At 44.1% G+C, this 15,581-nt stretch carries 8 protein-coding genes; all 8 read right to left on the bottom strand.

The genetic code is table 11. From position 1 onward, the window contains the following. A complete protein-coding gene (locus tag VIM89_RS19285) occupies positions 1–2,805 on the bottom strand; it encodes a glycoside hydrolase family 2 protein (RefSeq protein WP_488157819.1) in 2,805 nt (934 codons plus the stop codon). Continuing rightward, on the bottom strand, positions 2,802–4,268 hold the full coding sequence (locus VIM89_RS19290; RefSeq protein ID WP_488157820.1) for a sialate O-acetylesterase: 1,467 nt from the start codon (positions 4,266–4,268) through the stop codon (positions 2,802–2,804). The genes VIM89_RS19285 and VIM89_RS19290 overlap by 4 nt, the downstream gene beginning before the upstream one ends. Positions 4,269–4,271: 3 nt before the next feature. Beyond that, positions 4,272–6,137: a sialidase family protein gene (locus tag VIM89_RS19295; protein ID WP_488157821.1), complete on the bottom strand. Its 1,866-nt coding sequence runs from the start codon at positions 6,135–6,137 to the stop codon at positions 4,272–4,274. After that, complete coding sequence (locus VIM89_RS19300; protein WP_488157822.1) at positions 6,112–7,056, bottom strand: glycoside hydrolase family 43 protein; 945 nt, start codon at positions 7,054–7,056, stop codon at positions 6,112–6,114. The genes VIM89_RS19295 and VIM89_RS19300 overlap by 26 nt, the downstream gene beginning before the upstream one ends. 18 nt (positions 7,057–7,074) lie before the next feature. Then, complete coding sequence (locus tag VIM89_RS19305) at positions 7,075–8,466, bottom strand: glycoside hydrolase family 140 protein (RefSeq protein WP_488157823.1); 1,392 nt, start codon at positions 8,464–8,466, stop codon at positions 7,075–7,077. Between the two features lie 2 nt (positions 8,467–8,468). Next, positions 8,469–11,573 (bottom strand): DUF6298 domain-containing protein, encoded by a 3,105-nt coding sequence (locus VIM89_RS19310; RefSeq protein WP_488157824.1) that lies wholly within the window; start codon positions 11,571–11,573, stop codon positions 8,469–8,471. Positions 11,574–11,646: 73 nt separating this feature from the next. Continuing rightward, positions 11,647–13,299: a polysaccharide lyase gene (locus VIM89_RS19315; protein WP_488157825.1), complete on the bottom strand. Its 1,653-nt coding sequence runs from the start codon at positions 13,297–13,299 to the stop codon at positions 11,647–11,649. Between the two features lie 453 nt (positions 13,300–13,752). Beyond that, on the bottom strand, positions 13,753–15,576 hold the full coding sequence (locus VIM89_RS19320) for a RagB/SusD family nutrient uptake outer membrane protein (protein ID WP_488157826.1): 1,824 nt from the start codon (positions 15,574–15,576) through the stop codon (positions 13,753–13,755). Positions 15,577–15,581 lie beyond the last annotated feature (5 nt).

Consider the following 15,581-nt stretch of genomic DNA (forward strand, 5'->3'; position numbering starts at 1 on the left):
TTATTTGCCCGAAAAGTCGAAATACAAGTTGAGCGCCAGTGCGTCTTGTATGTTCTTATCATAGTTGAAATACTGGTTCTTTGCACCGCTTGCCCCCAATTTCTCAGGCTTTTGCGATTTGGTACCAATTGGTGCTATACCGTGCATAAATGATATATCGCCTGTAGGAAAGGTTGGTGCAACGTTGTAAGTTTTCTTAGGATATGTTGGCGTAAACAAGCGCATAAACACATCCTGGCTGTTGCAAACGATTGTGATGGGTTGTTCTTTGGTTTGCAGTTTCATCCAATACAAATTGGAGTAAAAGCCTTTAAACTCGGGATAGTTCAACTTAGTGCTGTCTTCGCCTGTGATGGTATTGTTGTAGGCTTTGTCCCAAACATTTAATGTCACGCCTTTTAAGCGGTTTTTCCAAACACGATAAGGACCGTCGCCCATATAAGTTACTCCTTTAACTTCTTTTTCGGGATAAGAAAAACTAACACCCAGCAGATCGGCCTCCTCGCCTACCGGCCAGTATCTAACCTCCAGTTGCACCCATCCGGAAGGGTAAATCGTCCATTTTAATTCCTGCTCGGTGGTCTTCTTGCCAAACTCAGCCGCTACGACTAATTTCTCGCCTTCATAATGATTGGTCAGCTTTTGAAAGCCTGACTGATTCTGCCCCTCAGCCAGTACTGGTCCATTGCTAAGCGGAATAGTACCTTTGGCATTCTTTACCTTTTGCAGGATACCTGAGTTACGGTTAAACTCCAATTCAATATCCTTTACTGTCACTTTGTAAAGCGAATCCGTTTCTTTAATAGCCGGTTTACTGTCACCATCAAGCGCAACAATGCGTTTGGTTATCGCCTCGTGGCTGCTTATCGGCCAACTCCAGGTATATAGTTCATGTTTATGCGGATCAAATGCAGTAACATACAGCACATCGTAGGTTTTCCAGCTAGCGGGTAAGTTTAATTGCAGGTAACCATATTGACCAGGTTGCACATCCGGTGAAGCAATTGTGCCTGTAACTGATGTTGATGATGACTTTTGATAAGGGTTATTCAGCTTTGCAAGACGATAACTGAAAGTACATTGCTTCAGGTTGGTAAAAGCAAAACGGTTTTCGAGGCGTAATTTTCCGTTAAATGCCTGTGTTATTTCCTTTGGTTCCAGGTGAACAGGGCACCAGATTTCCTTAATGGTATAATAACTACCCTCCTTCTCGTGATAAGGGCCAACGATACCGTCAGGGCCATGGTCGCCGTCCGAATCAAGCAAACCATTTTTGTCTGTGCGCACTACCGCTTCATCGGCAAAAACCCAGATAAAACCGCCTGCCGATATTGGTGTATGCCACATTTGTTCCCAAAAATCATCCAGTCCGGCACCGGCGCCACCATCATACAGCCCATGCAAAAACTCAGTCGGAAATGCTACATCGTGGCCATGTATATCCGTATTGGTTCCGTAATCGTAATTGATATAATGCTGGGTATTGGTACCGCGGAAAATGGCCCAGGGATGGATAAGTGGTCGTTTTTGAATATCCAGTTCATCAAACCAATGGTCGAGGTCGAAATTAAATCCGCCTTCGTTTCCATTATCCCATATGACTATCGAAGGATGATTGACGTCCTTCGCAATCATTTCTTTAACCAGTTTGGAACCTACTTGTGTGTCGTAAATGTGGTGCCAGCCGGTCAATTCATCCAGCACAAATAAGCCCAGTGAGTCGCAGGCATCCAGGAAATGATCATCAGGCGGATAATGCGACATTCGTACTGCATTCATGTTCATATCCTTGATCATTTTCGCATCCGCAGTACTTAGATTTTTATTGAGCGCCCTGCCTGTTGTCGGCCAGAATGAATGATGATTTACTCCCCTGAATTTGATCTTTACATTATTTACGTAGATGCCGTCGTGCTCCCGCAGCTCAATAGTGCGGAAACCAAAGCGTTGCTTCACAGTATGCACGGTTTTTCCGCCAACACTCAATGTAAATACAACATTATAAAGGTTCGGAAACTCCGGCGACCATAGTTTTGGACCATTAAAACGTGTTTTGATCAATACAGACGAGTCGCCGGGTCTAACTTGGGCTGTGAACGGTTCACCGACTTTTTTACCGTCGATGCTATAAAATTGTCCTTTTATTGCAGCTGTATTTTTTATTCGGGACAGGTTTAGCTTCGCCTTGAAGCTGCCATCCGCCTTCGCATCGACTGCGATATGATTGATATGGCTTTGGGGAAATGCTTCCAAAAAAACTGGTCTGAAAATTCCGCCGAATACCCAGAAATCGCCTTTGCGCTCAGCATCGTTGACAGTTGAATTTGCTGAGTATTTCGATACGGTTACTTCAAGCAGGTTGGGCTTGTCAAAGTTCAATAACCTGGTTATATCGTATTTGAATCGATAGAATGATCCCTGGTGAATTGGCCCCGTCTGTGTGCCATTGATCATTACTTTGGTGTCCGTCATGGAGCCATCAAAGACGATATTGATATCTTTTCCCTTCCACGATGCGGGTATGCTGAACTGGTATTTGTAAAGCCCCTGTTCACGGCCTTTTAAGCTATCCTTGTCCAGGCCATAGTTGTATTTTCCAAAGCCCTGTAATTCCCAGTTCGATGGCACCGGTATGGTGGTCCATTTACCCGAGTTCTGACCTGCTGTGCAAAAAAATTGCCAATTGACAGTATGATCGCTGCCCGTACCGGAAAGGTATTGTATCTGTGTTTGCTGGGCGCATACAGTTATGGCAGGAATCAATAGCAAAGCACTTAACCAGATTTTAAGCCGGGTATTTTTCATTTCAGATCAGTATTTGTATAGGAAAATTTCAAAGGATTGTCAGTGCGGAAAGGCACAGCAGGTAAGCCGCCTTTATTATAAAAATTGGGTTGCGCCGCTTCATTCCATGCAAAGCGAACTGTAGTTGGCGATGCCACTTCAGGTGAAGAAACGATAACCTTGTCACCTTTGATAACAGCATCAGCATTGTAAAATTTACCGTCAGATCCTGCAATAGTGAAATTGTTTAGCGATTTGCCATCATGACTTACCAGCCCGCCGTCCGCAGAATCGAAGGATAAAATGATCTTATTGCGTTTTATCTTCATTGCCTTATATTCAGGACCCGAAAAAACGATATTATGTTCGCCATAAGTTTTAGCAAGAGCCAATAATTCAAGCCGTTGGCCCACTACCCATTTAAAAGGAGGATGAATATTGTTGAGATCATCATTCAGATCAGTTGTGACGATCATACCGGTATGCGGTATTTTAAGGGCGATGGTTTGTGCCTCCCTGAATTCCGGTTCCCGCTCTTCGGTATAAGGCATAATGCCTTTGGCTTTTGAATAATAGTACGGCGCTATCTGAACATAGTAAAAAGGCATTTTATCATTACGCCATAGTTGACGCCAGCAATTTATAAGCGCCTCCATTTTATAGGTATAGGAGATTGATTCTCCCAGGAAGCAGTTCGATTCGCCCTGGTACCATAGGAAACCACGAATGGCAAAAGGCGCCAGCGGCTCGATCATTTTATGATAGAACTTGCCCGGGTCACCATCAATTTTTATATTATTGGCTTTGAAATAGTTTATCGAATTAAAGGCTTCCAAAGACGCCCAGGGTTCTATACGGCTACCGCTTACTGCGGATGAAATAATGCCGACCGGTACCTTTAAATCATGGCTCAGGTTTTTGCCGAAAAAGTACCCGGCAGCCGAAAAATCACGAAGTGCAGTACCTTCAGCTATATTCCATCCTGAATGGGTGGAATCGGGTTTCCCTAAATTCTTTTGCGTGGCCAGGAATATCCTTATTTCAGGGTTATGTGCCCTTCCCAGTTCATCAACAGGCGAATTAACTGTGCTTGTATCCGGTTTAGCCACCTTGCTGTTCTTGCGCATCTCATACTGCATGTTTGATTGCCCGGAACAAAGCCACACCTCACCTACCAATATATTATCCAGCTTAATCGTATTGGTTCCTGATATGGTTAATGTCTGTGGATGAGCAGAAGCCGGCATAGGGTCCAGCACTATTTTCCATTGCCCTGACTGGTCAGTCAGCACAGTTTTAGTTTGATTCGCAAAGGTGACAACAACCTTCTCCCCGATCGCCGCGGTTCCCCAAACAGGTACAGGTACATCGCGTTGCAATACCATATTATTGCCTAATATTTTGGGTAAAATAACTTCTGCTTTACTATTTAAACTATAAAGCAATAACATAACCAACAAATAGAATATACCGCTTGCGTTCATTGGTTAGTAATTGCTTGTTTTGAATGACTTAATAAAGAATACGGCCGGCTTTGCTGGATTACCCGTATGATCTACATCATAACTCTGATCGGTTGGTGTATCCGCATTGGGGAACCGCCTGACACCACCTGTGCGAAAGACTATCCGCCTTACACTCGATACCGGCGCAAAAAACAAATTGGGCGATAAATCTTTCCCATTTACATTGACAGTATAGAAACGGGTATCGGTATTCAGTTTGAGTATGATATGATAAGGTGCGTTAGCATCATAATGCTTTAACAGATCTTTATTACGATAGCCAGCTTTGGCAAAGAAAGTGCCCGTTGAATCAAGTGTTAGCCTGATCGCTGCGTGGCCTTTTGCGTCCTGGAATTCTATGTCAAGCATGCCGGTGTTATTTTGACCGGGCACTATTGTAAAATCTGCTACCAGCTTTTTTGATTCAGGGACTACCCGTTCGGCATAGGCATAATCAAACCTGTCACGGTCATTCAGTGCAAGTGCCTTAGTGCCGTCTGGCATTTTTTCAATGCCTACCTTTGCCCATTCCGGACTATATATATTCCACTTGTCCAGCTCTTTACCCTTAGGCATATCGTTAAAAACTTCATCTGCCTGTTCCGAAACATGATTGGTGACAGGTACAGGGATCGATGTCGCCCAAATATCTTCTTTGTTCATGCTATAGGTAACCCATAGCTTGCCATCGGGTGGTGTTCCGTTACCTTCAATGATCCCGCGTGTATATTGCGGACCATATGATTTATAAGCTCCACCATACCGCATGGTTGATATCTGGCCATTCACCAATAACAAGTTGGTATAATCTAATCCATCCTGGCTAACAGAAACAGCCAGCGGCCAGCGGAATTCAGACGGGTTATAAACTGTTGCATACTTCCCATCGGATGTGCGTTGCCCCCAAATCTTAGCATTGCTGGTTACAAAATGTGGCGCGCGTGTGGCGTTTGCGGGCCAGGTTTTACCATTGTCATTACTAATAGCTGTTAATGCATATTTCCATAATCCGACTACGCGTCCATCCGGCAAATGATAAAAATTGAAAGCCTTATAATCCTTGTGCAATGGTATCAGCGGATCTTTGCGATCTGTTTCTTCCACCCATTGCATCATCATCAATGGGTTAGCCATCAATTCGTCACAGGCTTCTACAAATCCCTTATCCTTACTGGTTTTATAAAAAGGATATGAGGTGTTCTGTTCATTCCATTTTGGGTTGTAATGGATAAAATATATCGGGCCATATTTGCCATCAGGGTATACTTCGCGCACTACACGTCCTATGCCCTTACCATCATTCGGATCATCATGGCCATCCAGGCAAATACCATAAAAACCAAGTACAAGCAGTCGTTTAGATTTGGTTACATAGAAACCCATGCGCTGGTGCATTACCGAATACAGGTTCTTAGCTACGCCGGGGTGCCCTTCTTTGGTCGTGCCGTCCGGAATTTTATACTGCGGAAAAACAACTGCTGGTTTTGACCATACCTGGCCATCTTTTGAGGTGATCAGCAATGTCTGTCCCGGTGGCACGCTCTCTCCTACTTTATCACTCAGGTATTCTACATAAAAAGTATTGTTCCAATAACACAGCATAGGCTGGTGGTTATAGGTAAAGCCAAAGCCATCAGCCAGTTCAGGATGCTGGCGGTTTGCCCTGAATATCTGCATACTATGTACACCTACGGCCGGGGTTAGCTCACCATCATGGTAATCTACATTAGCCAGTGTCTTACCCGTATAATGCACAGTATCCTGCGCCTGCACCACGTAAGCTGATAATGTAAAAAGCAGTATATAAACCAACTTCTTCATGTTATTCCATATCTTTTTTAGATCCATTGTCCTTCAAAAGCAGGTTCAATTGCTTCCTGGTTACTTTAAAAATAGTACCATGTTTGTGGCCTTTCGGCACGCTGATACTGTCGGATATATCTGTAAAGGTCTTAAAATCAGTGGTGCGCATAGCGCCATATCTTTTCAAACGATAGGAATCGTAGTAGATCAGCCAATCTTTGCCTGTTTTGGTCATCGTAGGTCCTTCGCTGTACATTTCTGTAAACCGTTTTGAGAAATTGGTATAAGGCCCCAACGGATTATTACTGAAAGCAACCAATATATTGCGATTAGGCCTGGTATTGTCTTTCATCACCAGCACATAATCATTTTTGGCCCGCTTTACAATTTCGGCATCGATCACGCTGAAACCAGGATCAAGAAACAACTTCGTCGGTGCAAAACTCTTGAAATCCTTTGTAGTGGTGTAATATAGGCGATGGTTGTTATTCTCATCTTCCTCACCTTTGGCAAAACGGTGCGGCACAGTTGATGCGAAAACAATTATAAACCTATCGGCTTCATCATCATAAAACAATTCAGGTGCCCAGGCATTAATGGCTGTCGGTTCAGATCCCATTACATCGATATGCTTCTCCGGCGACCAATGGATCAAGTCCGATGAACTGGCATAACCTATCCCTTTATCATTTTTCCAGCCTGTTGTCCATACTAAATGATAAATGCCATCCGGGCCTTGCGCTATCGATGGGTCGCGCATAATCTTTGCGTCACCAACTTCAGGCTTCAAAAAAATGTGGTTCAGATCAGTCCAGTGATAGGCGTCATAGCTGTATAGCAAGCGCAATCCACCGTCTGCCGGCTCATGAAAAGAAGTAAACAAATATACGCTTTTCCGGGCATTGCAGGCGAACAAAAGCAGGCCCGCAAAACCTAAAAACACGTATTTAAAATATCTTCTCATTTTTACCAATAGTCTGTTTTATATCGCATCGAGTACCAGCACCCAGTCATTGCCATTCTTCTTTTGACCGGGTGGATCGAACTTCATCAGTTTTGATTTCTTAAATGTCCCGATGGCTGTTACCCGTCCATTACGCGGATTAAACCAAGAGGCTTTTATTTGATTTCCTTCAAGCTTCCCGGGATCAATCTGTATTGTCCTGCCATTGTAGGTATAGATAAATGCATAGTTCTTACCCCTTGTAGCGATCAGCCTGTCATATTTTTCACCTTGACCGGCAGCAATAAGCGATTGATCGGGCACGCGGTCAAAATAGGGCCTTGATAACATCAGCTTTTTCAAATATTGCATTTGCCGGGCGCCCGGATCATTGATCGATTGAAACCAATAACCATTTGAGCCATAAGCCCCATGCTTATCATCTGATTGATGCATTTGCATTACATCGTTGTTCCCATAAGTATAGCCACAAGCGCCTGCAAATACCGACCAGTAACCATACCGACGTACATCGGCATCTGTCCACCTTGGCAGTGTGGTATCATGTAATCCATGCGGTATTTTTTCGTAGGACGGCTCGGCATCGAGCGTAGGTTTTATAGGAGTTTTAGCATAATCAGCCTGTACATAGCGCCAGTTATCTTCGCCATAATGCAAATCGTTTTTTGAAGTATCCTGGCTATAAGTGCGGTGTCCCGACTGGAAACAATTAAAGCTCAGCCACGATTGATCATGAAACCATTTTGATGATTGGGTGCGACCGCGCGGGTGATACGTAATCAAGTGCTCCGGATCGAGTGTATGTAAGGTATTACCTATGGTGTTCCATACCCTTGTAGAATCAGAACCGGCAATATCACCGCCATTCATCCATATGATGTTCGATTTATTCCTATACCGTTTTGCCAAGAATTCGGCATAGATTTTCGCATTTTCTGCACTGATATGAGATCCTTTTACAACAGAACCCCATACAGGAACAAGGGCGACATAGATTCCTTTTTCAGCAGCTTTATCGATTACCCAATCAATATTATCCCAGTAGTCATATTCGCCATTTTTGTCAAAATCACTGCCTGCAGTAACTTTGGGTATGGTGATATTTCTATTTGTTAAAGCTGAATCCCCATAAGCATTTACATCCCCGGTCCCATGCAGCACCATTACTTGTATAACGTTAAAACCCTGCTCACTGCGTATATTAAGGTATTTTTGGACCTGGTCTCTTTTCATTTTGGTAAAAAGCAGCCAGCCCGTATCGCCTAACCAGAAGAAAGGTTTTCCGTCGGCCGTGAAATACCTGTTATTTGCTGATATCTGCAAAACAGGCAAAGCCTTAGCCTCATCGCTTTTATAATTTGAGAAAAGCAAGCAGGTAACTATACATACAGGTATTAACCATTTAAGCATAATTATATCCGGGTTAACCACAGAATAGATGTTCCGCTCTGCGGGCTTTTGATTTCGATATTATTTCCACCTTTTATCGTACCCTCATCAGGTAAAACCTTACCATTCTGCGGGTCGATCCACTGTACTTTATAATTTGCGTTAGCGGCCAAATTAAGGTGGATTGCATTGCTTGAATTGTTATAAACAACAAAACCTTTCGTGTCATTGCCTAATGCCCACTGACCTTCCGGTGTGCCAGGTAATTCAACAGGATGCATAGTTGCAGCCGATGTAAGAAACGCTTTGTCGGTTGTCGCAGGCAGTACAGGTAATGAACCTCCGGCAATAAATACTGCCCATCCAAAATGCTCGGAGCCATCTGCTGAGTAAAGCACTCCTTTGTCGGGGTATTTCTGGCGATACTCATGCACCGCGCGATAAACCTGCTCAAATGATGAAGCTTTGGGTTTAAAAATGCGCTCTTCCTGGCGTGGGGCAAGGCTTTGGCCGCCAAGCGGCGCGTAGACTTTTCCATTTGCCTGGTAGTACCAGTACCTGATATCGATCACATTGATAACCGAGGCTTTGGAAGGATCGGCAAGAATAGCATCCTGTACATCTTTGGTTGCACTCAGTCCGATTATCTCTTTCTTTTTATGTGTTGCCTCCCATTGTTTAACGGTCTCAACCCAAAACTGCATGAAATGCAGCGGACCTGTAAACTCGGCGCTTGTTAGTTGTATTACGCCAGTGTTATTGGCGAAATTGTCGAGACATTTATTGATATATGCTATATGAAGCTTACGCCTTTGCGGATTGGTCACGTCATAGAATTGTTCAGCCATAAACTGGCGTTTATCTCCGGCATAGTTCACCGGCTCAGGGAAACCTGTGCCGTTGATGTTATTGGCAGTACGCCATGGAAAATCTACGTAATGTGCACCTGCTTCAATAATGTTATGCTGAAAATAATTTTGATGTACTAATACAAGCCCTTTTTCATCTGCCAGATCGGCAAATTGTTTTAAGCGGCTCCAATACCACGGATTGTACTTAGTCAGATCATATTTGCTTAAGCCATCATAAGCTAAACCTTGTCCGCTGCGCGCAAAAGGCAATTCATAAAACGGTGGCCAAACGTCACCATCCATTCGGCGTATACGTTCGTGGTCATCACGCCTGCGGTCATACCATAATCCGTAGTTATGCTCCAATGCAATAATGTTGTCCTTCTTCATCCAGTCGGCCACCTCGTTCAGGTCGTCTGTTAAACCTGTTCCGGTACGTCCCGGTACCCAACGGGTAATGTCTGGTTTCGCGGTTTTTTCCAGGTACTCCGGTTTCACGGTACCGTTCCACCACGGAGCCTCAAAATGACGGCCCTCAAGCAAAGTACTTCCACGCACCAAAACACCGTTCAGCACTTTCATTGCCGGGGCTTTCTCTGGCTGCGCCGGTTGTTTATAGCCAATCTGATCAATCGTTTTTGCGTTAGGTGCACCGGTGCTGATCGGGTTTCTTTTTGGCGCCTGATCTATCCAATCACCTATCGTCGTGGCGGGTCTCTTTGCTGCGGCCATCAATGCCGCTGCCTCTGCAACTGTTGGACTGCTTGACGGCTCTGTCTCAATTTTTAATATCGCTGCTTGTTTGTCAACATTTTTATTTAAGCGATCAGTTAATTGGGTGTAATAAAAACTTCGGGGACTAATGTTTTCATTTGATTCTGCCCAATAACCATCGCCGCCAAATTGAGCCCAAGACCCAAACGACCAGTTTTCGGCCATCGGCGGTTTATAGCAATCGATATGGGCCGCAGTACAGTTCCATAATAAACTATTTGCTGCGCCCCATCCTGCACCCTGTCCGTCCTGCTCGCGGTTTTTCAGGCTTAACGGTTGTCCGTCAATTCTCACTACATCAAACAATACACCTGAAGCCCAGCTGTCCATTGCTCCACTAGAGTTGTGTGAACCTATCGACATACATTGTACAAATGCATTAGGACCCGGTGCACAAAATCCGGTAGAAAAATCATGAAAACCTTCTTCAGAATACAGGCGCTGGAAAAGCGTTTGGCCGCCCATAGTCCAAAACGTATAACGACGCTGACCGCCTATTTCCGAAATTGGCGCCAGCGACTTACAATCTTCAACTGTAATACGGTTACCTGTTGCCAGCACAAATACTGCTGAGCCCGCAAAATGCTCAAATACTACCTGGCGAACCCAGGAGTCTGATACATTCGCCATCGTGATGGCCATCCACCGATGTGCTTCATCTTTCGGATTTTTCACATCATAAGCCGAATGCAGCCTGAGGTTTTCAACTCCCGTTTGTTCTATGCGGCCCGGCCATTCATATTTGGCTATTTTGCCGCCTCCATATGCACTGTCAAGTGCTGTAGTAAGCGGGGCATCTATGGTTACTTCGTTGCCATTTACTGACTTTATGGTTCTATCCCAAAAAATGTCACGTTCACCGGGTTTCCAGCCTAATGCGCTCAAACCACCGCCAAATGTTTTGGTGCCTAATAGGTTGATCCACTGCTCGGTGCTTGGCCTTTGAATGATGATCTTATCACCGGCCTTTAAATTCTCTGCCGAAGCAACATGAAAGGTAAATGCATTAACCGGCACATAGGCGTCGGTTATCTTAATTTCTTTTGATTCTTTCCGGTCGTTTTTTCCGGCTACGTCTATAAATGTACTTCTATCCTGCCCCGCTGCCACCAATATGGTACCGTTGGCTCCCATACCACTGCCGCGTAATATAACGCCTGAAGCATTAATATGAAGACTGCCCCTGACAACATAAGTGCCTTTATTCAATAATACTGCGCCACGAATACCGTCTTTATCAGCAGGAAGAGATGCCACGTAATCCAATGCAGACTGAATGCGTAAGGTGGCATCGCCAGCTTTCAGAGGAACAATAACCCGCACAGGTGCATCAGGAATGGTTTTTTCCGATGCCATGTAGCCGCAATAAGAAAAATCAGGTACCCGGTCGCCATTGTTTTCGGCATGGTAAACCAATTTGCCGTCTTTCTCAGCAGCAACAGGAGCCGGAGGTTCTGACTTCTTTTTGGTTTTTTGGCAAATTGCGGGAGTATGAACAAGCATACCCCCAACAATTAACGCGACAATTAAACCAACTCTTTTAATATTATTAAATCTGATCACAGTTCGACTCTGATTAATTCAACTCGCCATTTGTCATGCGGTGCTCGCCTTTTAAAGCAACCGTATTCAGGTATACTTCAATGTTGGTATATCCTTTGCCATCTTTAGCAAGCTTGCTTGCATCGTCAGCATTATGGGGATTTAAACCGTGAGCAACTTCCCATGAATCCGGCATACCATCGTTATCACTGTCTTTATATGGCGTCCCTTTATATTCAGGATATCCGCCTACCTGCCATGGCGCTGTAATGATACCTAACTTGTAGGAGTCTTTAGGTAATTTACGCACTTTGAACTGAAAATCGGTGTCGGTTTTTACTTCTTTATAGGCAATTTTACCGGTACGTACCTGTTCCACAATGCGTTTATCAACTGCGTCGCGAACCGGTAAGGTGGCACCCACGTTGGCCGTTACAAAATTAAAGGCTTGTTGTGCTGTCATGATGGTGACAGGAGCCATCGGGAATGGCGTAGCAGAATACATGTAAGGTTTGTATTGACCGGCATCAGGCAACTCTTCAACCTGTATACCACCAGCCCAATTATCAGCTGTAATTTTTGGATAACCTTCCATAATGTTACCAACTGCATATACGCGACCGAATACTTTTTCTTTGAGCTTGCTGCGGCCCGATTCAGGTTTTACGATACGGTGCCCAACAGGCTCGTCTTTTGGCGTTACCGGTCCTGGTTTGAAATAGTTGTTGATGATGTTATAGTTAGTGGTATAATCTCCTCCATCCATTGAGCGGTGATGCCAATTGAATACTATGTTATTGACAAAATTGTAAACCCCGTTCCATCCCACTGAAGGGTTACGCCCGGTATTATCTGCCCAGAGGTTGCGTATAAGTGTGCTGTTCTCGCCACCGGTTGTACTTCCGAAAGCATGGTTCCAGTAGTCTAATGACTCGGCATACATACAGTTTTGAATGGTGATATTAACTGTTCCCAGTTTTTCTTCTTTTGAACCGTCTCCCGGATCAAACATGTGGCGATACATCGAGAAGTTTTCGTCCAATCCCCAGCTGGTTGAAGTGTGGTCTACTATGATGTTACCAACAGGGTTGCCACCCAATGCATCGTCGCGACGGCCTACGTTGGTCTCTCCTCTTCTGAACCGCATATAGCGGATGATCACATCGTGCGTATTAACCCAAAATGATTCACCTGCAACGCAAATTCCATCACCGGGAGCGGTCTGACCTTCAATAGTTATGTAAGGTGCACGTACGATGATAGGTGTTTTCAAATGTATAATACCTGCCACGTTGAACACGATAATGCGGGCTCCGCCTTTTTCGCATGCATCGCGTAAAGTTCCGGGACCGCTATCGGCTAAACTGGTTACAACATAAACCTTTCCGCCACGGCCGCCAAAAGTATATTTACCGCCGCCCTCAGCACCAGGGAACGCCGGTATTTTTGCCTGCGGCAAATCTGTCGGGCGCGATGCCCATGGCACATATACTTTTCCTTTGCGCATATCGGCCTGAACAATCGGCCAGGCCACCTGCCATGCAGAATCAGAATGGCTATAAGCTGCCTTCATTATAGAATCGGATTCGGCTTTAACTTTTTCGGGAACATGTGGATATTGTGCAAAAGCCTGCTTTACAGAGAAAACAGAAATACATAACATCAGAAGATAGATTGTCTTTTTCATTTTGCTTCATTTTTCATTCGTAATAAACCGCCTGTCGGAGACCATTTTCATTGTGTAAAAACTGTTTTTATACACTTAGCGCGTCTATTACAACGTTTCAGAACTTTAGGTTATAAATATTTGGTTGTGCAATTATAAAATCAAATATGCGCGGCAAACGATCATGTTTCATATAATATGTTCGCATGTTTTTATAGGATTTTATCTTAGCTCTATTCAAGAGGCTTTGCAGGAGGAAATGTCACAGCTATATTACAAAAAAGCTCAAAATAGCCTTTAATCGAGGCCTAAACGTTACGTTACTAGTGAATAATTCTCAATTTTAATCAACCTTTTCGGGTTAATATCATACAAAATTTACAATACCCGATTGAGATGTTAATGCCCAATAAAAATCCTGGTAACAAAAAAGGGAAACCGAAGCTTCCCTTTTACGAGTTAAATTATCAGATATTATTTTAAAGGGTCGAAAGGACCACCCCAGGTATTATTCTGTTGAAGGTTTGAATTATTCTGTAAGGCAGCCGTCGGTATACCAAAGAAATAGTCTCCGGACTGTATAGCCAGGTTATAAGAATCCATCGTTTTAACATTTACAGTGAAATTCTTGCTATACACGCTATCTAATGAAGTGACCGCGTCAGCATCCCGTGTTGCTATAAGGTAATCTGAACTGGTTCCTGTATTATTCAGAGCAATGGTAACGCCTGTACGTTTTATTCCGTTTAGCGTGCTTTCAAGAAGCTTCCTTCTTCTTAGGTCCCAATAGCGCTTGCCTTCAAAAGCCAGTTCTATCTTTCTCTCATTCATGATTGCTGTGATCATTTGGTCGTGGTTCATTCCAGCCTGTAAACCATATAATCCATCTGAACCGGCTTCAATACCTGCCCTCTTTCTGATAGCTATGAGGTTAGTATAAGCTTCCTGGGCAGTTCCGAGATTTCCGATCTCAGCGGCGCATTCGGCCTGATTGAGGAGGACTTCAGCATAACGTATTTCTATCCAGTCAGTTGAAATGTAAGGTGTGTTATCCAAAGAGACGTTCGGATCGATGGCCTTGCGCAGATAAAAACCTGTTCCGGTTGGTGATGACGGCTCGGTAGATTTATTTTTTGTGCCTCCAGCGTTTGTGCTATAAAAATAGGTCCACAAACGATAGCTGGTATTACCCAGCAGCGGCCAGTTACAACCATTATAAGCAATAGTCTTATTAAAACGAGGATCGCGGTTATCGAAAAAGAACTGATCTGAGTACGTGTACTTGGTCGAAGTGCCCGGAGCGAGACCATCAAGCATAGGATAAGATTTCACAATATCCCATGTTGGCTGATTCGAGCCACCTTTTGTTCCCAAATAGGCAGGCCGTGTTGCATTATCGTAAGTATTGGGGTCCGAACCCTGGTCGTCAGTTTGGTTATTGTATTCCGTTACCATTACTGCTTCCGTATTGGCTATGCCTTTTACAAACCATAAGCCATCATATGAAGGATAAAGCCCATAACCTGCTCCGCTAAGTATCTGAACAGCTTTGGTGTTTGCTGCATAAGCCGCCTGCCAGCGTGTCTGATCATTAGTCGGGTTAAATTGCGGGCTTGCATAAGTTAACAAAACCCTTCCCAGGAATGCAGCAGCAGCTCCGGATGTAATGCGTCCGTAATCAGAGCCAGTCCAGGTAGATGGTAAGAATTTTATGCATGAATCCAGGTCGCTTTCTATTTGTTTAAAGCATTCGGTGGTAGTATTTCTTGGTAACAAGTCTCCTGTTTTTGCTGCAGCGCCTATTGCGGGCAGCGGTGTAGTTACCATAGGTACACCTCCATACAAACGCACAAGATCAAAATAACGGAATGCCCGCCAGAATAAAGCCTGGGCGATATACCTGTTTTTTGTTGACTGCGGCAAGGTGCTGGCAGTCAAGCCTGCTATAGTTTGGTTGATCGTTCTTATTTTTCCGTAGTTATTGCTGGTACTTACCGAAGTACCGATATCGCCGACAGTTTCTATCGTTACATTTCCCTTCACAAAAGCATTGTCCGAATAAAACTCATCGCACATGCCTCCGCCACTGCCTATAGCTCCGGCTGTGCTGCCAAACCATGATGGCTGATTGGCTGTGTACAAATAATTTATATTTCTTATTGCGAGGGTCGAATCGTTAAACACCTCGGATGGAGTTGTATATTGAAGGTCTTCTTTTAAAAGGACCTTCTTACAGCTTGTAGCAATAACTCCTATTGCTACAACCATTAATGACAGATTAAATATTTTTTTCATCATTTTGA

The sequence above is a fragment of the Mucilaginibacter sp. genome (assembly GCF_036568825.1).
In the GTDB taxonomy this organism is placed as follows: domain Bacteria; phylum Bacteroidota; class Bacteroidia; order Sphingobacteriales; family Sphingobacteriaceae; genus Mucilaginibacter.

Bases quoted from the DNA above. Each gene is read 5' to 3' on its own strand.
- VIM89_RS19285 (WP_488157819.1), bottom strand. From the start codon at position 2,805: ATGAAAAATACCCGGCTTAAAATCTGGTTAAGTGCTTTGCTATTGATT.
- VIM89_RS19290 (WP_488157820.1), bottom strand. From the start codon at position 4,268: ATGAACGCAAGCGGTATATTCTATTTGTTGGTTATGTTATTGCTTTAT.
- VIM89_RS19295 (WP_488157821.1), bottom strand. From the start codon at position 6,137: ATGGATCTAAAAAAGATATGGAATAACATGAAGAAGTTGGTTTATATA.
- VIM89_RS19300 (WP_488157822.1), bottom strand. From the start codon at position 7,056: ATGAGAAGATATTTTAAATACGTGTTTTTAGGTTTTGCGGGCCTGCTT.
- VIM89_RS19305 (WP_488157823.1), bottom strand. From the start codon at position 8,466: ATGCTTAAATGGTTAATACCTGTATGTATAGTTACCTGCTTGCTTTTC.
- VIM89_RS19310 (WP_488157824.1), bottom strand. From the start codon at position 11,573: ATGCTTGTTCATACTCCCGCAATTTGCCAAAAAACCAAAAAGAAGTCA.
- VIM89_RS19315 (WP_488157825.1), bottom strand. From the start codon at position 13,299: ATGAAAAAGACAATCTATCTTCTGATGTTATGTATTTCTGTTTTCTCT.
- VIM89_RS19320 (WP_488157826.1), bottom strand. From the start codon at position 15,576: ATGATGAAAAAAATATTTAATCTGTCATTAATGGTTGTAGCAATAGGA.